Source organism: Hymenobacter siberiensis (assembly GCF_018967865.2).
Lineage (GTDB): Bacteria > Bacteroidota > Bacteroidia > Cytophagales > Hymenobacteraceae > Hymenobacter > Hymenobacter siberiensis.
This window is the reverse complement of record NZ_JAHLZY020000001.1, coordinates 629,043-646,880: the sequence shown is the minus strand read 5'-3', so window position 1 is coordinate 646,880 and position 17,838 is coordinate 629,043. Positions and strand designations below refer to the sequence as shown.

Here is a 17,838-nt window from a genome sequence, read left to right as displayed (position 1 = left end):
TTCGAACTATGGAGCGGGAGACGAGGTTCGAACTCGCGACCTCGACCTTGGCAAGGTCGCGCTCTACCAACTGAGCTACTCTCGCAGGAGGTTCAGAACAAGTTTCGTTGTGCTGAATGGTGCGACAAAGGTAAGGGGCTTTTTTGAGGAAGCAAGTACCAGGTGTGGAAATTATCATCCCAGAGGCCTTTCTCCTTCATTTTCAGGCTGAAAAAATTAACCTTTCCCTAATGTGAGCTTCAATTCGTTCAGTTTCATCAGCGCTTCGATAGGCGTGAGGGTGTTCACATCAAGGTGCTGGAGCAGCTCGCGGATGCGTTCGAGGGCCGGGTCGCTGGGCTCGAAGATGCTGAGCTGGGCGCGCGGCGCGGTTGCCACGGCCGAAGTGGCGCGGGGCTTGGGCTGGGCAGGCTCGCGGGGTGGCGGCACAGCAACCCCGGCCCGCATAGAACTGCCGTTGGGCTCGATGCCCGCCAGCACGTCGTCGAATTCGGTGGGTATATCACTTTCGGCCCCGGTGCCGGTGCGCTCCACTTCGAGGTGGTGCATGATTTCATTTGCCCGCAGCACTACGCTGGTGGGCATGCCGGCCAGCCGTGCCACGTGGATGCCGAAGCTGTGCTCGGAGCCGCCGGGCTGCAGCTTGCGCAGGAAGAGGATGCGGCCGTCGGCCTCCTTCACGGCCACGTTGTAGTTGCGCACGCGGGGGCAGTCGTCGGCCAGTTGGTTGAGCTCGTGGTAGTGGGTGGCGAACAGGGTTTTGGCCTTGGCTTTGGGGTTGTTGTGCAGGTGCTCGACGATGGCCCAGGCGATACTGATGCCGTCGTAGGTGCTGGTACCGCGCCCGATTTCGTCCATCAGCACCAGGCTGCGGTCGGAGAGGTTGTTGAGGATGGAGGCAGTTTCGGTCATCTCCACCATAAAGGTGCTTTCGCCCTTGCTCAGGTTGTCGGAGGCCCCTACGCGGGTAAAAATCTTATCGATGATGCCTACTGTGGCGGCATCGGCGGGCACGAAGGAGCCGATTTGAGCCAGCAGCACGATGAGGGCCGTCTGGCGCAGCAGGGCCGACTTGCCGGCCATGTTGGGGCCGGTTATCACCACAATCTGCTGGTCGTCCTGGTCAAGGCAGATGTCGTTGGGGATATAGCTTTCGCCGGGGGGGAGTTGGCGCTCGATGACGGGGTGGCGGCCGGCTTTGATGTCGAGCACGGTGCCGTCGTTCACCAGTGGCTGCACGTAGCGCTGCTGCCGGGCCGTGAGGGCAAAGCTGGCCAGGCAGTCCATCACGCCAATGGCGCGAGCGTTTTGCTGAATCTGGGGCACGAAATCGAGGGCCGCCAGCACCAGGTCGTTGTAGATGCGCTGCTCAATCACAAACAGCTTTTCCTCGGCGTTGAGGATTTTTTCCTCGTAGGTTTTCAGCTCCTCGGTTACGTAGCGCTCGGCGTTCACCAGGGTCTGCTTGCGAATCCACTCGGCGGGCACCTTATCCTTGTGGGCATTGGTGACTTCGAGGTAGTAGCCGAATACCCGGTTGTAAGCCACTTTCAGCGACGAAATACCGGTATTGCGCTGCTCGCGCTGCTGAAGCTGCAACAGGTAGTCCTTGCCCGAGAAGGCCAGGGCCCGCAGCTCGTCCAGCTCGGCATCGACGCCCATGTTCAGCACGCCGCCCTGGTTGGTGAGGATGGGCGCGTCGGGCTTGATTTTGGTTAGGATTTCATGGCGCAGGTTGGCGCAGGGGTTCAGCTGCTCCGAGAGCTTCACCAGCGCCTTCACGCCGGACACGGCCAGCCGCTCGCGCATGGGGGCAATGGCTTCGAGGGCGCGGGCCAGCTGCAGCAGCTCGCGGGGGTTCACACGGCGCACGGCCACTTTGCTTATCAGGCGCTCCAAGTCGTTTATCTGACGCAGATGCTGGGTAAGGTCGCTGAGCAATTCCTCATCGGCCACCAGCGCGGCTACCGTATCGAGGCGGCGCTGAATCTGGCTTACTTCCTTGAGCGGCAGCACTATCCACTTGCGCAGCAGACGGGCCCCCATGGGCGTCAGGGTCTGGTCGAGCACGTCGATGAGGGGCACGCCGCCGGGGTGTTGGGCGTGCACCAGCTCCAAGTTGCGCACCGTGAAGCGGTCGAGCCACACGTACTTATCCTCCTCCAAACGGCCCAGACTGGCGATGTGCTGGACGTCGTTGTGCTTGGTTTCGGCGAGGTAGTGCAGGATGCAGCCGGCCGCAATCACGCCTTCCTTCAGGTTATCGACGCCAAAACCCTTGAGCGAGGTGGTGCGGAAGTGGCGGGTGAGGGTATCGTGGGCGTAGTCGGCCCCGAAAACCCAGTCGTCCAGCGCGTAGGTGCAGTAGTCGGGGCCGAAGTTCTGCTCAAACTCAGCGCGACTCTTCTTGCAGAACAGCACCTCGGCGGGGCTGAAATTCTGCATCAGCTTGCCCAGATAGTCGAGGGTACCTTGGGCGGCCAGGAACTCGCCGGTGCTGATGTCGAGGAAGGAAATGCCGGCCTCGGTCTTGCCGAAGTGAATGGCGCAGAGGTAGTTGTTACTGCGCCGCTCCAGCACGTTATCGTGCATGCTCACGCCGGGCGTCACGAGCTCCGTGATGCCGCGCTTCACGAGGCCTTTGGCTTCCTTGGGGTTTTCGAGCTGGTCGCAGATGGCCACACGCTGGCCGGCGCGCACCAGCTTGGGCAGGTAGTTGTCGAGGGAGTGGTGCGGGAAGCCGGCCAGGGCCACTTCGCTGCTGCTGCCCGCACCGCGCTTGGTGAGGGTGATGTCGAGAATGCGGCTGGCCGTGACGGCGTCCTCGCCGAAGGTTTCGTAAAAGTCGCCCACCCGGAATAGCAGCACCGCGCCCGGATGCTGCTGCTTGAGCTGGTAATACTGCTTCATCAGCGGCGTTTCACTCACAGCCGGGATGGGCACGGTGAAGTGGTCGGGGCCGACGGATTTAATGACGAATTCTTTTTTAGGTGCGGGCAAAATCGTGCGGTAAGCTTTAGCTTGCCGGAAAATCAGCCGGCAGCAAACAAGTCAATTAGTTAAAAACGCCCGGCGCAGGCAACGCGTTCCGTGGCCGGCTCGCGGCGATTTCGTGGCGTTGGCCCTCCCCTTTTCCTTCACGGCAAGCTAAAGCTTACCGCACAAGCACCATGCGAAAACTCACAATGGCCGAGCTGAACCGGGCCTCGGTTGATGACTTCAAAAGTACACCCAAAAGCCCCGTGGTTTTGGTGCTCGACAACGTGCGCAGCATGCACAACGTGGGCGCCATCTTCCGCACGGCCGACGCCTTTGCGCTCGAAAAAATTTACCTCTGCGGCATCACGCCGCGCCCGCCGCACCGCGAAATCACCAAAACGGCGCTGGGCAGCGAGGAGTCGATGGCCTGGGAATACGCCGCCGAAACCGTGACGGCCGTGGCCGCCCTCAAGGCGGCCGGCTACCACATTGCCGCCGTGGAGCAAACCACGGGCAGCGTCGCGCTACCGCAGTTTCGGCCCGAAACAGGTCGGCCGCTGGCACTAGTGCTGGGCAACGAAGTTTTTGGCGTTGAGGATGCCGTGCTAGCGCTGTGCGACCTGGCCGTGGAAATTCCGCAGTTCGGCACCAAGCACTCGCTAAACGTGGGCGTGGCGGCCGGCGTAGTGCTCTGGGATGCGCTGGTGAAGCTGGGCGTGGTGTAAGGGTCTAAGGGTAGAAATCCGGCAACCATTGGCCCGGCCGGCGGTTGGGTTCTCATGCTCCCCTCCCCTACCGCCGCCACCCGGCCCGATGCCGCCCTGCTGGCCCTGCGCCCAACTATCAACGCGGCAGCGACCGATGCCGAAGGCACCGTGGGCCACTTCCTGCACGCCACCCTGCGCCCGGTCCTCAAGCTGCAAAACGACCTGCTGCTGGCCGTGGTGACCGATTTCGTGCACGAACACCACATCGCCCTGCGCCCCACCGACCAGCACCACCAGCTCACGGAATTGCTGACCCGCAATACCAAGCTGCGCTATACCATCGTGGGCCTGATAACCGGCCAGTTCACCGCCGCCGAATATGCTTTTTATCGCCCGCAGCGCGCCGAGCTGAACCGCCGGATGCTGGAAATGACCCTGCGCCGCGTACTCGACCAGGTAGCGCTAATAAATTAGCCCGCAGAGGGCGCAGAGGGAAGGCGCAGAAGGCGCAGAACGTTCTGCGCCTTCTGCGCCTTCTGCGCCTTCTGCGCCTTCTGCGCCTTCTGCGCCTTCTGCGCCTTCTGCGCCTTCTGCGCCTTCTGCGCCTTCTGCGCCTTCTGCGCCTTCTGCGCCTTCTGCGCCTTCCCTCTGCGCCTTCCCTCTGCGCCTTCCCTCTGCGCCTTCCCTCTGCGCCTTCCCTCTGCGCCTTCCCTCTGCGCCTTCCCTCTGCGCCTTCCCTCTGCGCCTTCCCTCTGCGCCTTCCCTCTGCGGGCTAAAATTTAGTCGAACTGCGAGTCGCGCAGCTGCACGGGCTTGGTTTTCTTGCGCAGGCGCAGGTTCAGCACTTCTACCGTGAGCGAGAAGGCCATGGCGAAGTAGAGGTAGCCTTTTTCAATGTCTTTGTGGGCCGCTTCCATCACCAGCATGAAGCCAATCATGATGAGGAACGAAAGGGCCAGCATCTTGATGGTGGGGTTATCGTTCACAAAATTGGCCACTACCCCACTGAAGGCCAGCATGATGCCCATAGCGCAAATCACGGCCGCAATCATCACCAGCACGTTATCGACCAAGCCCACGGCAGTGAGGATGGAGTCGAAGCTGAATACGATGTCGATAACCACGATTTGCAGGATGATGCTCATCATCGAAACGCCCTTGCCGCCCACGGTTTCCTCTTCTTCCTCGCCTTGCAGCTTGGTATGAATTTCGGTGGTGCTCTTGTACATCAGGAACAGGCCGCCGGCCAGCAGAATCAGGTCGCGCCCCGTCACGCCAAACGGCTGCGCCAGCCACGGAAACGGCAGGTCGAACAGCGGCGTGCGCAGGCCCACAATCCAGGAAATACTCAGCAGCAGACCAATGCGAAACAGCAGCGCCAGCAGCAGGCCAATGGTACGGCCACGCGCCTGCTGCTCGCGGGGCAGCCGGTTCACCACAATGGAAATGAAGATGATGTTGTCAATCCCCAGCACGATTTCCATGAACGTGAGGGTGAGCAGGCTAACCCAGGTAGCGGGGTGGACAAAGGCCGAAAAATCGTACATTAAATTGATTGTGGGAATGTGCGAATGTGAAAATGATTGAAAGCGAGTAATTGGGCAGGGTTAATAGCGGAGGTCACTCCTGCATTACGAAAGCCCATTCTCACATTTCCACATCTCTCTCATCATCATATTTTTATGACTTCATGTTCACGAACTGCAGCGGCAGGCCGATATCAGTACGGCGCAGTACGGCGATGGCAGCTTGCAAATCGTCGATTTTCTTGGCCGTCACGCGCACCTGGTCGTCCTGCATCTGGGCTTCTACCTTCACCTTAGCATCCTTGATGGCCTTGATGATTTTGCGGCCGAACTCCTTGTCCACCCCGGCGCGCACCTTGATGGTTTTCTTAATGAGCTGGCCGCTGGGCTGCTCATCGGCCGAAAAGTCGAGGCTGGTGCCGTCGATGCCCTGCTTCACCACGCGGCCGAGCAGGATGTCCTCCAGCGCCTTTACGCGCATCGAGTTTTCCGACGACAGGAGAATGGTGTTGTCCTTTTTGTTGAGCTCGATGCCGCCCTTGGTGTCGCGCAAGTCGTAGCGGGTCTGAAGTTCTTTTTGGGCTGTGTTTACCGCGTTTTCGAGGGTTTGCGGGTCAACTTTGCTCACGATGTCGAAGGATGCCATGGCGGGTGGGGCGTAGTTTTGAGAGATTTAAACCGGGATTCACCGGGCCGTAAAGGTAACAACCCGCACCGGCCCTGGTTACGCCCCCGCTTCACGTTTCGCTCATGAATCCAGCCGCCGCCATCCAGCCGCCCCGCACGCCCGCCGAGTGGGCCGCCTACTACCAGTTGCGCTACGCCGTGCTGCGCCAGCCCTGGCAGCAGCCCCCCGGCTCGGAGCGCGTACCGGCCGACGATGAGGCCGGTACCATTCACGCCCTGCTACTGGCCGCTGCCTCAGCGGCTCCCGAGGCCCTGGCCGTGGGCATGCTGCAACCCACCGGCACCCGCCAGGGCCAGATTCGCTTCATGGCCGTAGCCCCGGACGCCGCCGGGCAGGGCCTGGGCCAGCGCGTGACAGCGTATCTGGAAGAGCAGGCGCGGGCGGCGGGCCTGGGCGAAATCGTGCTACACGCGCGGCAGGCCGCCGTTGGTTTTTATGAGAAGCTGGGCTACGCGGTAGTAGAGCCTTCGCACCTGTTGTTTAGTGAAATTCAGCATTTTTTGATGCGTAAGCAGCTGTAAGATGTACCGTGGACGCTGTGAGTCCGCGCGAGTGAATGTTCAACCGCACGGACTCACAGCGTCCACGGTACATCAGCCGAACTTCTCGCGGCCGCGCCAGAGGTCGAAATACATGCGGAAGTCGCCCAGCAGCGAGTACCGCGGGTGCTGAAACGTGGCCGGCCGGTTGTGCTCGACGAAGAAATGGCCCACCCAGGCAAAGCCGTAGGCCGCCACCACGCCGGCCGCCAGCCAGTTCCAATTGTCGGTGCGCAACAGCATACCCAGGCAGATAATAAACAGCGTGGTGCCCACAAAATGCAGCACCCGCGTGCCCCGCCGGCTGTGTTCGCGCAAGTAGCGCGGATAAAACTCGGCGAACGTGAGCGGCTGCGTGGACATGGCAGAAGTGCGAAAAAGGTAAAACCACGGCTTTTCAGACCTGAAAGCACCGCTCTCAGCAAATGAAGCAAATTTTCCGGCAATCTTGCCGGCGCAATTCCCCTTCGCTCATGTCCGACCAAAATCCGTTCCTCCCCGACCTCGCCACCATGGTGACTGCCTACAACCAGATGAACCACTATGGCCGCACCAACGGCATGGAGCTGACGGTGAGCACCCCCGGCCAAATCGAATACCGCATGCGCATCCGCGAAGAGCACCTTTCCTCGCCCAACACCTGCCACGGCGGCGTAATTGCCGGCCTGATGGATGCGGCCCTGGGCGCGGCCGCCCTCTCGTTGGCCTTCACCAAGCTCGAATTAGTGTCCACCGTCGAATTCAAGATGAATTACCTGCACGCCGTGCACCTGCACGATGAGCTGGTGGCGCGTGGCGTAGTCGACCACAGCGGCAACTCCCTAGTAGTGAGTAGTTGCGTAGTCTACCGCCTAAAGGACGGCCACGACGATGTGGCCGTAGCACGCGGTCTGGGCACCTTCAACCGCTACCCGGCCTCTAAGCGTGATTTCGCCCAGCTGTTGATGGGGTGAAATTGGGTTAAGAGTTGAGCGTTAAAAGTTAAAAAGGCCCGTCTGACAATTCAGACGGGCCTTTTTAACTTTTAACGCTCAACTCTTAACTTTTACCTACTGCTAGAGCTCGGCCGTGGCGTGCACACCTACGGGCTCGTACTCGTCTTCGCCGTCGGTCATTTGCGGGGCGGTGACTTTGCGCACGTTGCGGGCGCAGTCCTCGTCGCGGTGGTTGCGGCCCACGGTGAACTCCACCCAGTCGCCTTCGCGCAGGTCGTTGAAGTCACCTTCAGTAAGGTCGGCGTAGCTGAAGAACAGGTTGTTGGGGGGCATTACCACGAAGCCAAAACCGTTTTTCAGGTTCTTGATGGTGCTCATGCCGAGTGTGCCCACGGGGCCGGCGGCGGTTGGGCCGGTGGGCCGGGCCAGCTTGGGCGCGGCCGCCGTGTTGGGCGCAAAAGCAGCGGGCTCCGACTGGCTCACAAACATGGCTTCCACCACCTCATCCTGCTGGGCGAGGCCACGGTCAATCACGTCGTGCATGGCCACCGGATAGGTCACCTGCTCCAGCAGCTGCTGCGAGGCGCGCGTAACCCGGGTTTCGCCCTTGAAATCTTCGTATTTGAAATCCCAGTTCAGCAGCATTACGCGGGTGCCCACGGTGTTGAGCTTGCGGATGAGGGGCACGTAATCGCTGTCGCCGGCGATGAGCACCACAACATCGAGGGTTTTGTGCAGGGCGAGCTCAAGGGCTTCGAGGCTGAGCCACACGTCGATGCCTTTTTCCTGGAGGCGGCCGTCGCGGGTTTTCAGGGCCATGTAGTGCGTTTGCACGCCCAGGTTCATCAGGATATCGTCGAGCAGGCGGTCGTGGAACAGGCGGTCCTTGTCGCGGGCTTCGGTAGCCGAGAGGCGGCCCCGGAAAAAGTGCGCGTCGGTAATCTGTGCCAAGCGCACGTCTACATCCTCTTCTTCGGCCACCTGGTGGCGAATGTACTCGTGCAGGCCTTCGAGGCTGATACGGGCCTTACGCTCGTGTTGAAAATAATAATAGTCGCTAATTTTTAAGAAATAGTTGCCGTCATAAAAGACACCAACCCGAATCAAGGGGCTGTTCATCTGGTTCATGGGATGCGTTAAGTAAAGTTAGAGAAGTGTTTTGAGTGGGCTAGGAGAGTGAATCAAGTAGAAATGCCGGAACAACACGCGACAAAATACTCGTCACCTGTCCCGGCTCTCAGTATAATTAGCAAGAAAACTCCGGCGCGACAGCTCGCTAAAAAGCGGTGGCTGACGGGATTAAAATGTAGCTTAATTGATTTTTGAGGATACCGGCTGGCGAAAACGATTGAAAACGCAGAATAATAACACGATTCAATGCCAAATCGACCCTAATTTACCAGCATATCTGCTGCGAAGCTAACGGTCTTAGCTGACTTATGCAATAGTGCCCACAATCAAGCGGATGGCGCTTCTAGCGCCGCCAAGTCAATCGGCGGGAGGCGGCCCGGCTAAAAGCGCATGTGCCCCAGCACCAGCCCCAGCACCAGCAGCGCGTAGCCCACGCAAATGCCCACTTCCATGGCGTTGCCGCTGGCCGAGCCGGTGCTGATAAGTGGCACTTTAAACGAGAACCCTGAAATGGGCAAAAGCCACCGCACGCCCGATTTGGTGAGCGTATCGGCCAGCAAGTGGGAGGCGTAGCCACTGCCCGCATACAGAGCCACGCCGCGCCAGCCCAGGTGCTGGTCGGCGAGGTAGCCGATGTAAGTCCAGAGCGCGGTGGCCCAAATAGTGTGCGTCCAGGAGCGGTGGGTGGTGAAGGGGGCCAGCGCCACGAACGTGCCCAGCAGACTTAGCCAAAGCTGCTCGGTATAGAGGCCGGCCACCACCGTGCCCAAGCCCGTGAACAGCAGCGCCAGCCGCCGGGCCGAGCCGCCCTGCATGCCCACGCCAATAAGCCCGAAGGCCAGCGCCGCCGTGTAGTACAGCCGCTGCTCGGCCCCGGGGGCCCGCTGAAAGTAGGCGTAGGCGGCCAGGGCCAGCGCCCCGGCGGCAAAGGCCCAGCGCACATAATTTTGGGTGAAGCCGAGACGCTTGCTAAGGCGGCTTTCGGGATGGTCGAGGTCGGGGGCGAGGCTGGAGAAGCCGGCCAGGGCAATGCCGGCCAGCGAAAACGGAATGCCCGGCACCAGCCCGGCTACGGCCACGCCGGTAATGAAGCCAATGGCCAGGTGGGAAGAGCCGCGCATTAATTGTTGTTTCTGGTTATTTGTTCCTGGTTTCGCCGGTCATGCTTCGCTGCGCTCTACATGACCGGCGGGCCGCGAAGCTACGGGCAGCCCCGGAAACCTTCGCTGCCCCTGCTGTGTATTTACCCCGCTGCCCGACCGGAGAAATCTCCGGCCGGGCTACTTCATTTGCCCCGCCCTAGCCTGATTACTTGTGCAAGTAGCTGATTTTCTTCGCCTATACCGTTTATCCCCCGAATTGCAGGTGCTGGCCGCGCGCCTGCGCGACGCCGTGAAGCCCGACGCCGACCGGCCGCGCCTGCACCTGCGCGGGCTGGTGGGCAGCCAAGATGCCGTGGTGGTGGCCGCCGTGGCCCAGCCGCAGCATCCGCACGTATTCATTCTGCACGACAAGGACGAGGCGGCGTATTTCCTGGCCGACCTGCAGCACCTGCTGCCCGAGGGGCCGGAAGTGCTGCTGTTTCCGAGCTCCTACAAGCGGCCGTATCAGTTCGACGAAACGGAGAATGCCAACGTGCTGATGCGCGCCGAGGCCCTGAACCGCATCAACACGACGCGGGCGGCCGGCACCGGCAACAGTGTATTCATCGTGACCTACCCGGAAGCGCTGACGGAGAAGGTGATAAACCGGCAAAGTCTGGTGAAGAACACCTTCAACGCCAAGGTGGGCGACAAGCTGGACGTGAATTTTCTGGGTGAATTGCTGGGTGAATACGATTTTGAGAAAACGGATTTCGTGTACGAAGCGGGGCAGTACGCGGTGCGCGGCGGCATTGTGGACGTGTTCAGCTACGCGAATGAATTGCCGTTTCGCCTCGAATTATTCGGCGATGAAATAGAGAGCATTCGCACGTTTAATCCGGAAACGCAGCTGTCGGTTGACACGAAGGCCACCATCAGCATTATCCCGAATGTGCAGACCAAGATGCTGACCGAAACGCGGGAAGCTTTCCTTGAATTTCTGCCCCGCACGGCCTGTATCTGGGCCAAAGACGTGCGCCAGACACTGGACGTGGTGACGGAATTATTTGAAAAAGCCGAAGCTAATTTTCAGCAGATGCTGAGCGAGAGCGGCGGGATGCAAATAGTGAGCAAGCCCGGCGATTTATTCGAATCGGGTAAAAGCTTTAAAAAACTGTTTGATGAATTCGCGGTGGTGGAATTCGGCAAGCGCTTTCACTTCAAAAACGCCGATACGTTTCAATTCACCGCCAAGCCGCAGCCGAGTTTCAACAAGGAATTCGAGCGCATGGTGAAGAATATCAAGGAGAACCAGCACCGGAATTTCACTACGATAATTACCGCCGATACCGTGCGCCAGGCCGACCGGCTGCGGACGATTTTTGACGAATTAGATAACAACGTGCAATTTCAGCACTTGCTGCTGGCGCTGCGCGAAGGCTTTATTGATGAGCAGCTTGAGTTAGCCGTTTATACCGACCACCAATTATTCGAGCGGTATTACCGGGCGCAGGAAGCGCGCAAATTCTCGAAGAAAAAAGCCCTGACCCTGCGCGAATTAAAAACGCTGCAACCCGGTGATTATGTGACGCACCAAGACTACGGCATTGCGCGCTTTGCGGGCCTCACGCAGGTGGAGATAAACGGGCAGATTCAGGAGGCCATTCGGCTGGTTTATCGGGATGATGACTTGCTGACGGTGAGCATTCACTCGCTGCATAAGATTGCAAAATACAGCGGCGCGGAGGGTTCGCCGCCCACCATGAGCAAGCTGGGCTCGCCGGAGTGGGAGAACAAGAAGAAGTCGGTGAAGAAGAAGGTGAAGGACATTGCGGCCGACCTTATCCGGCTGTATGCCAAGCGCAAAACCGCGCCGGGCTTTGCCTTTTCCATTGACGGATTTTTGCAGGCCGAGCTGGAATCGAGCTTCATTTACGAGGACACGCCCGACCAGGCCAAGGCTACCGAGGACGTGAAAAATGACATGCAGCAGCCCCACCCAATGGACCGGCTGATTTGCGGCGACGTGGGCTTTGGCAAAACGGAAATAGCCATTCGGGCGGCGTTCAAGGCCGTGGCCGATGGCAAGCAGGCGGCCGTGCTGGTGCCCACCACCATTCTGGCCATGCAGCACTATAAGACTTTCCGCGACCGGCTGGCCACGCTGCCCGTGACGGTGGAATACATCAACCGGTTTAAGTCGACGAAGCAGATTAAGGAAACCCTGGGGCGCGTGGCCGAGGGCAAAACCGACATTCTCATCGGCACGCACCGGCTTACGAATAAGGATATTAAATTTAAAGACCTCGGAATTTTAATTATTGACGAAGAGCAGAAATTCGGCGTCAAGACCAAGGATAAACTCAAGGAATTGAAGGTGAACGTGGATACGCTCACGCTTTCGGCCACGCCCATTCCGCGCACGCTGCACTTCTCGCTGATGGGGGCGCGCGATTTGAGCGTGATTGCCACGCCCCCGCCCAACCGGCAGCCGGTGAATACGGAGCTGCACGTGTATGACGAGATATTGATTCGTGACGCGGTGGCGCGGGAATTGAAGCGCGGCGGCCAGGTGTTTTTTGTGCATAACCGGGTGAAGGATATTGAGGAAATGGCCGCTACGATTCTGCGGTTGGTGCCGGATGCAAAAATCACCTTCGCCCATGGGCAGATGGACGGCGAAATGCTGGAAAAGCGCATGATGAAGTTCGTGGAGGGCGAGTACGACGTGCTGGTTTCAACCAACATCATCGAATCGGGCCTCGACATTCCCAATGCTAATACCATCATCATCAACCGCGCCCACCTGGCCGGCCTGAGCGACCTGCACCAGATGCGCGGCCGCGTGGGCCGCTCCAACCGCAAGGCCTACTGCTACTTACTCACGCCGCCGGTGGCCCTGCTGCCAGCCGATGCCCGCAAGCGGCTGAGCACGCTGGAGGAGTTTTCGGACCTCGGCGCAGGCTTTAACGTGGCCATGCGCGACCTCGACATTCGCGGCGCGGGCAACCTGCTGGGCGGCGAGCAATCGGGCTTTATCAATGATTTGGGCTACGAAACCTACCACCAGATTCTGGACGAGGCCGTGCAGGAATTGAAGGAAACCGAATTCCGTGACCTGTTCCTGGGCGATGCCAACTCGCAGCAGCGCCTGCAGCTGGCGGCCGGCGCGGGCCGCAGCCACGAGTGCAACGTGGAGACCGACCAGCAGGTGCTCATTCCCGAAAAGTACGTGAGCAATGTGTCGGAGCGCCTGCAGCTTTACGCCAAGCTCGACCGTGCCCAGAAGCCGGAGGAGCTGCGCAAGCTGCTGGCCAGCATGGTGGACCGCTTCGGCCCGCTGCCCCCCGAGGTGGAGCAGCTGGCCGACATTGTGCGCCTGCGCTGGCAGGCCTGCAAAGTGGGCTTCCACAAAATCACGCTCAAGCGCGACACGCTGAAAGGCTACCTGCCCGCCGACGACGACCACAAGGCCTATTTCCAGGGCGAGCAGTTCGGCACCATCCTCAACTACGTGCAAACGCACCCGCGCACTGCCAAGCTCAAGGAGCACAAGGCGCAACTGATTGTGACGTTTGAGGAAGTACGCTCCATTCAGGAGGCCAAGCGTGTGCTGAGCGAGCTGGGCAGCGAGGAGGCGGTGGCGGCGTAGCGGTTAACCTGACCCCCTGCCCCCCTCTCCAAAAAAGAGGGGGGCAGGGGGTCAGGTGCACGCGGAGGGCGAAAACCGCCACGCTATACTATTCTAACCCATGAAATCCCTATTCTTCGCTGTTCTGCTACTGCCGCTACTCGCCACCGCCCAAACACCCAAAAACCCGCGCCTGAAGCACGAGCTCGATAGCATCTACACCGTGGACCAGCGCTGGCGGAGCATGCTGTTTGACCCGCGCATCAACCAGCGGTCCGACTCGCTGGCCCGGGCGCTGAGCGTGACGCGCGAAAGCCTGCCGACTTACATTCCGGGCCAGATGCTGCGCACCGACTCGACCAATCTGGGGCGAATGAAGGCAATTTTGAAGCAGTACGGCTACCCCGGCAAAACGCTGGTGGGCACGCCCGCCAACGAGGCCGCGTGGTACGTCATCCAGCACTCGCCCGACATAGCCCACTACCTGCCGCTCATCCAAAAAGCGGCCGACAAAGGCGAATTGCCCTTCTACCTCTACGCCCAGATGCTGGACCGCCAGCTCATGCGCGCCGGCAAGGAACAGCAGTACGGTACCCAGGCGATGGGCTACACCGTGCTGAACCCCGCCACCGGCCGGCGCGAGGCCCAACGGCCCTTCGTATGGCCCATCCGGGATGCGGCGGGCGTGAACGAGCGCCGAAAAAAAGCCGGCTTCCCCACCACCGTTGAGCAGAATGCCGCTAATTTGGGCATTCCGTACCGGGTGCTGACGTTGCCGGACGTGGAGAAAATGCCCAAAAACTAACGTTGCCTTATGACCATTCGCTGGCATTGCCTACCCTTCGAATCATTACCCTCCCTCATTCTCTACGACCTGCTGCGCCTGCGCTCGGAGGTGTTTGTGGTAGAGCAAAACTGTGTTTTTCAGGATATTGACCGCCAGGACATGGATGCCCACCACCTGCTGGGCTACAACGAAGCCGGCGAGCTGGCCGCCTACGCTCGCCTATTCGACGCTGGCAAGTGCTACGAGGAAGCCAGCATCGGGCGCGTCATCGTGGCCCAGCCGTTTCGGCGCTACAGCCTGGGCCGCGAGTTGATGCGGCAGGCCCTGGCGCATTCCGATGCACTCTTCGGGCCTCAACCCAATAAAATTGGCGCGCAGCAGCACCTCGAGCGGTTTTATAATGAGTTCGGCTACGAGCAGTGCGGGCCGATGTACGTGGAAGACGGCATTCCGCACATCCCCATGCGGCGGAGTTGAGCTAACCTTTAAGGTTATAAAAAAAAGAACGTCATGCTGAGCGGAGTCGAAGCATGACGTTGGAGTTGTTTAGAAAGTCATAAAAGGTACTCAAACGGTCACGCTTCGACTCCGCTCTGCATGACCGTTCGGGGACTTTCTAAACAGCTTCGTTCTTTAACGTCCTCTCTTCTGTGCTAAAACGCGCTTATATCTCGCAGCCCTCGGGGCCGCAGGTGTCGCCGTCGGCCACCATGGTCAGGGCGGGTTTGGCGGGCTTGAACTCGTCGTACACCTTTGCCAGCACCTCGCCGAACAACTCGCTGGGCTGGGCTCCTGACACGGCGTATTTATCCTCGAACACGAAGAATGGCACGCCGCGCACGCCAATTTGCTGGGCGTGGTACTCGTCGAGGCGCACGGCTTCGGCGTAGGTGCCGGCCGTGAGGGCGGCGCGGCTTTCGGTGGCATCGAGGCCCACTTCGGTGCCAAGCTTCACCAGGTTGTCGAGGTCGCCGATGTTCTGGCCTTCGAGGTAGTAGGCAGCCATGAGACGCTCCTTGGTGGCATCCTGCCGGCCATGGTGCGCGCCGAGATGAATGAGCTGGTGGGCCAGGAACGTATTGGCCGGAATGGTTTTTTCGAACTGATAATTGAGGCCGACTTCCTTGGCGGCCTCCGCCATATAGTCGTTCATTTTACGGCCTTCCTCCACCGAAACACCCTTTTTCTTAGCCAATGACTCGTGGATGCTTTCGCCGGGAATAGGCTGAAAATCGGGCGTGAGCTGGAAGCTATGCCACACCACTTCCACTTCGTCGCGGTGCGCGAAGTCTTTTAGGGCATTCTCAAACTTGCGCTTGCCGATGTAGCAGAACGGGCAAACGACGTCGGACCAGATTTCAACTTTCATATCTTAGGGTTTTTCTGATGGCAATGGAAGAAACTACAAGAAACGGGAGCGGCGAAAAGTTTCGGAGGAAAGGCTGGAGCCAATAAGCAGCCTTTCCTCCTCACATAACCTTCCGCCCAAAACCCCGGTTAACAACCCCGGCCCCAACGCGGCCTTTTCCCTTTCAACAAACTTCAATTGCTCATGGAATATCAAAAATTAGGCTCCTCCGACGTTTCCGTTTCGCGCATCACCTTTGGCAGCTGGGCGGCCGGTGGCTGGATGTGGGGCGGTACCGAGCAGAACGACGCCGTGGGTGCCATCCACGCCAGCTACGAGCTGGGCGTGACCAGCATCGACACCGCGCCGATATACGGCATGGGCCTGAGCGAGCAGATTGTGGGCGAAGCCATCAAAACCCTGCCGCGCGACAAGGTGCAGATTCTCACCAAATTCGGCATGCGCTGGGATTTGGCCAAGGGCGACTTCGCCATGAAAACCAAGGACAACAACGGCCAGGACGTTGACGTGTACAAGTTCGCCGGCCGCGACAGCATCATCAAGGAATGCGAGGACAGCCTCAAGCGCCTCGGCACCGACTACATCGACCTCTACCAGCAGCACTGGCCCGACACAACCACGAGTATCGACGAGACGATGGAGGCCCTGAGCCGCCTCATCGAGCAGGGCAAGGTGCGCGCCGGGGGCGTGAGCAACTACTCGGTAGCCCAGATGCAGGAAGCCGAAAAAACCCTCCACCTCGCCTCCAACCAGGTACCCTACAGCATGCTGCGCCGCGATATCGAAACCGACGTGGTGCCGTACTGCATCGAAAACAACAAGGCCATTCTGGTATACAGCCCGCTGCAGCTGGGCCTGCTGACGGGCAAGATGAAGCCCGGCCAGGAGTTCGGCGAGGGCGACCTGCGCAACGGCAACCGCTTCTTCACGCCGGAAAGCGTGAAGCGCGTGAACGACGTGCTGAATAAAATCCGCCCGCTGGCCGAAACCAAAAACGCCACCCTCAGCCAGCTCGTGCTGCGCTGGACGCTGGCGCAGCCCAGCATCACGGTGGCGCTGGTGGGCGCCCGCAACCCCGAGCAAGCCGTACAAAACGCCCGCGCTATGGATTTCAAGCTGACGTTTGAGGAGATTGATTTCATCAATAAGCAGCTAAAGACGCTGGAGACGGCAGCGGTGTAGTGTGTAGCGAATAAAAGAACGTCATGCCCCTCCCCTATCGCCGCCTCGTTGTCAAAATCGGTTCCAACGTCCTCACCCAAGATAACGGCTTGCCCGACCTCGCCCGCATGGAGCACCTTGTGGCCCAGATTGTGCAGCTTAAAGCGCAGGGCCTGGAAGTCATCGTGGTATCGTCGGGGGCGGTAGCGGCGGGGCGCAGCCTCATCACCCTGCCCGCCCAGGCCGATGCCGTGCGCAGCCGCCAGCTGCTGGCCGCCGTGGGCCAGGTGAAGCTGCTGAGCACCTACGCCGAGCTGCTGGCCCGGCACGGCCTGCTCTGCGCCCAGGTGCTGGTAACCAAGGAGGATTTCCGCGACCGCCAGCACTACCTGAATATGAAAAACTGCTTTCAGGAATTGCTCCAGCAGGACGTTATTCCCATTGTGAATGAGAACGATGTGATTTCCGTCACGGAGCTTATGTTTACGGACAACGACGAGCTGGCCAGCCTTATTGCCGCGCAGCTCGATGCCGATGCGCTCATTATCCTCAGCAACGTGGACGGCATTTTCACCGGCGACCCGCGCCTGCCGGAGTCGGAATTAATCAGGGAAATAGCGCCGGCTGATACGGGCTTCGACCAGTTTATTACAGCGCAGCGCTCGCAGTTTGGGCGCGGCGGCATGCTCACCAAGTGCCACATGGCGCACAAAGTAGCCAAGTTGGGCATCAGCGTGCACATTGCCAACGGCAAAACGGCCGATATTCTGCCCGGCGTGCTGGCCGGCACGGCGTTGAGCACTTGGTTTCGACCCAGCAAAACGGCCTCGGGCAAAAAGAAGTGGCTGGCCCACGCCCAAAGCGCCGCCAAGGCCGTGGTGCGCGTGAATGCCGGGGCCCGAGCGGCCCTGAGCACGCCCGGCAAAGCCGTGAGCCTGCTGCCGGTGGGCATTATCAGCATCGATGGGCAATTCCAGAAAGGCGATATTGTGCAGCTGGCCGACGAAGCCGGCCAGCTGCTGGGGCTCGGCATTGCCGAATACGGGGCCGAAAAAGCCCTGGAGCGGCTGGGCCAGCAGCACCAGCGCCCGCTGGTGCACTACGATTACCTGTTTTTGAATCCCGACCTGGGGTAGCGTTAAGCGTTGAAGCTCATCCTCAATTTTTGGAGTTGTTTAGAAAGTCACAAAAGGTACTCAAACGGTGATGCTTCGCTGCGCGCTGCATCACCGTTCGGGGACTTTCTAAACAGCTTCGTTAACTCCTAATTACTAACTTTTAACGCTTAACTCTTAACTTCTCC

General features: G+C 59.7%; 16 protein-coding genes and 1 tRNA gene. 9 read left to right on the top strand and 8 right to left on the bottom strand.

Features of this window, described 5'->3' with window-relative positions; all coding sequences use genetic code 11:
• Positions 1-9 precede the first annotated feature (9 nt).
• Both KQ659_RS02710 and mutS read right to left on the bottom strand, forming a co-directional pair.
• A tRNA-Gly gene (locus KQ659_RS02710) sits at positions 10-85 on the bottom strand.
• A gap of 131 nt (positions 86-216) precedes the next feature.
• Entirely contained in the window at positions 217-2,910 is a 2,694-nt protein-coding gene (gene mutS, locus KQ659_RS02705; RefSeq protein WP_216690772.1) for a DNA mismatch repair protein MutS, read from the bottom strand.
• Between the two features lie 260 nt (positions 2,911-3,170).
• On the opposite strand from mutS, the gene KQ659_RS02700 reads away from it, so the two are divergent.
• Together KQ659_RS02700 and KQ659_RS02695 are read left to right on the top strand one after the other, a co-directional pair.
• Positions 3,171-3,704, top strand: a complete 534-nt coding sequence (locus KQ659_RS02700) for an RNA methyltransferase (protein ID WP_216678904.1) — start codon at positions 3,171-3,173, stop codon at positions 3,702-3,704.
• Between the two features lie 54 nt (positions 3,705-3,758).
• Positions 3,759-4,160: a hypothetical protein gene (locus KQ659_RS02695; protein WP_216678905.1), complete on the top strand. Its 402-nt coding sequence runs from the start codon at positions 3,759-3,761 to the stop codon at positions 4,158-4,160.
• Positions 4,161-4,465: 305 nt separating this feature from the next.
• Here the strand turns inward: KQ659_RS02695 and KQ659_RS02690 are convergent, their stop codons facing one another.
• Positions 4,466-5,233 carry a TerC family protein gene (locus KQ659_RS02690; protein ID WP_216678906.1) on the bottom strand — a complete coding sequence of 256 codons (768 nt, stop codon included), beginning with the start codon at positions 5,231-5,233 and terminating at the stop codon, positions 4,466-4,468.
• Between the two features lie 133 nt (positions 5,234-5,366).
• Positions 5,367-5,858 carry a YajQ family cyclic di-GMP-binding protein gene (locus KQ659_RS02685; RefSeq protein WP_168671249.1) on the bottom strand — a complete coding sequence of 164 codons (492 nt, stop codon included), beginning with the start codon at positions 5,856-5,858 and terminating at the stop codon, positions 5,367-5,369.
• A gap of 104 nt (positions 5,859-5,962) precedes the next feature.
• Between KQ659_RS02685 and KQ659_RS02680 the strand changes: the two genes are divergently transcribed.
• Positions 5,963-6,421 (top strand): GNAT family N-acetyltransferase, encoded by a 459-nt coding sequence (locus KQ659_RS02680; protein WP_216678907.1) that lies wholly within the window; start codon positions 5,963-5,965, stop codon positions 6,419-6,421.
• A gap of 72 nt (positions 6,422-6,493) precedes the next feature.
• On the opposite strand, the gene KQ659_RS02675 is transcribed toward KQ659_RS02680, so the two are convergent.
• Positions 6,494-6,802, bottom strand: coding sequence for a DUF962 domain-containing protein (locus KQ659_RS02675; RefSeq protein ID WP_216685395.1), 309 nt, complete (start codon positions 6,800-6,802; stop codon positions 6,494-6,496).
• Positions 6,803-6,912: 110 nt separating this feature from the next.
• Between KQ659_RS02675 and KQ659_RS02670 the strand changes: the two genes are divergently transcribed.
• Entirely contained in the window at positions 6,913-7,392 is a 480-nt protein-coding gene (locus KQ659_RS02670) for a PaaI family thioesterase (protein ID WP_216678909.1), read from the top strand.
• Between the two features lie 102 nt (positions 7,393-7,494).
• On the opposite strand, the gene KQ659_RS02665 is transcribed toward KQ659_RS02670, so the two are convergent.
• Both KQ659_RS02665 and KQ659_RS02660 read right to left on the bottom strand, forming a co-directional pair.
• Positions 7,495-8,502, bottom strand: coding sequence for an NYN domain-containing protein (locus KQ659_RS02665; RefSeq protein ID WP_216678910.1), 1,008 nt, complete (start codon positions 8,500-8,502; stop codon positions 7,495-7,497).
• A 383-nt stretch (positions 8,503-8,885) separates the two neighbouring features.
• A complete protein-coding gene (locus tag KQ659_RS02660) occupies positions 8,886-9,626 on the bottom strand; it encodes a metal-dependent hydrolase (RefSeq protein WP_216678911.1) in 741 nt (246 codons plus the stop codon).
• A 193-nt stretch (positions 9,627-9,819) separates the two neighbouring features.
• Here KQ659_RS02660 and mfd point away from each other — a divergent pair, with 193 nt between their 5' ends.
• The 3 genes from mfd to KQ659_RS02645 all read left to right on the top strand — a co-directional run bounded on the left by mfd (position 9,820) and on the right by KQ659_RS02645 (position 14,482).
• Positions 9,820-13,239 carry a transcription-repair coupling factor gene (gene mfd, locus KQ659_RS02655; RefSeq protein WP_216678912.1) on the top strand — a complete coding sequence of 1,140 codons (3,420 nt, stop codon included), beginning with the start codon at positions 9,820-9,822 and terminating at the stop codon, positions 13,237-13,239.
• A 100-nt stretch (positions 13,240-13,339) separates the two neighbouring features.
• Positions 13,340-14,023: a DUF6624 domain-containing protein gene (locus KQ659_RS02650; protein ID WP_216690330.1), complete on the top strand. Its 684-nt coding sequence runs from the start codon at positions 13,340-13,342 to the stop codon at positions 14,021-14,023.
• Positions 14,024-14,032: 9 nt separating this feature from the next.
• A complete protein-coding gene (locus KQ659_RS02645; RefSeq protein ID WP_216678914.1) occupies positions 14,033-14,482 on the top strand; it encodes a GNAT family N-acetyltransferase in 450 nt (149 codons plus the stop codon).
• A 187-nt stretch (positions 14,483-14,669) separates the two neighbouring features.
• Here the strand turns inward: KQ659_RS02645 and KQ659_RS02640 are convergent, their stop codons facing one another.
• Positions 14,670-15,374 carry a DsbA family oxidoreductase gene (locus KQ659_RS02640; RefSeq protein ID WP_216678915.1) on the bottom strand — a complete coding sequence of 235 codons (705 nt, stop codon included), beginning with the start codon at positions 15,372-15,374 and terminating at the stop codon, positions 14,670-14,672.
• A 183-nt stretch (positions 15,375-15,557) separates the two neighbouring features.
• On the opposite strand from KQ659_RS02640, the gene KQ659_RS02635 reads away from it, so the two are divergent.
• Both KQ659_RS02635 and proB read left to right on the top strand, forming a co-directional pair.
• Positions 15,558-16,556, top strand: coding sequence for an aldo/keto reductase (locus KQ659_RS02635; protein ID WP_216678916.1), 999 nt, complete (start codon positions 15,558-15,560; stop codon positions 16,554-16,556).
• Between the two features lie 23 nt (positions 16,557-16,579).
• The gene (proB, locus tag KQ659_RS02630) at positions 16,580-17,671 is read left to right on the top strand and encodes a glutamate 5-kinase (RefSeq protein WP_216678917.1); all 1,092 of its coding nucleotides are present in this window, start codon (positions 16,580-16,582) and stop codon (positions 17,669-17,671) included.
• The last annotated feature ends 167 nt before the right edge of the window (positions 17,672-17,838 follow it).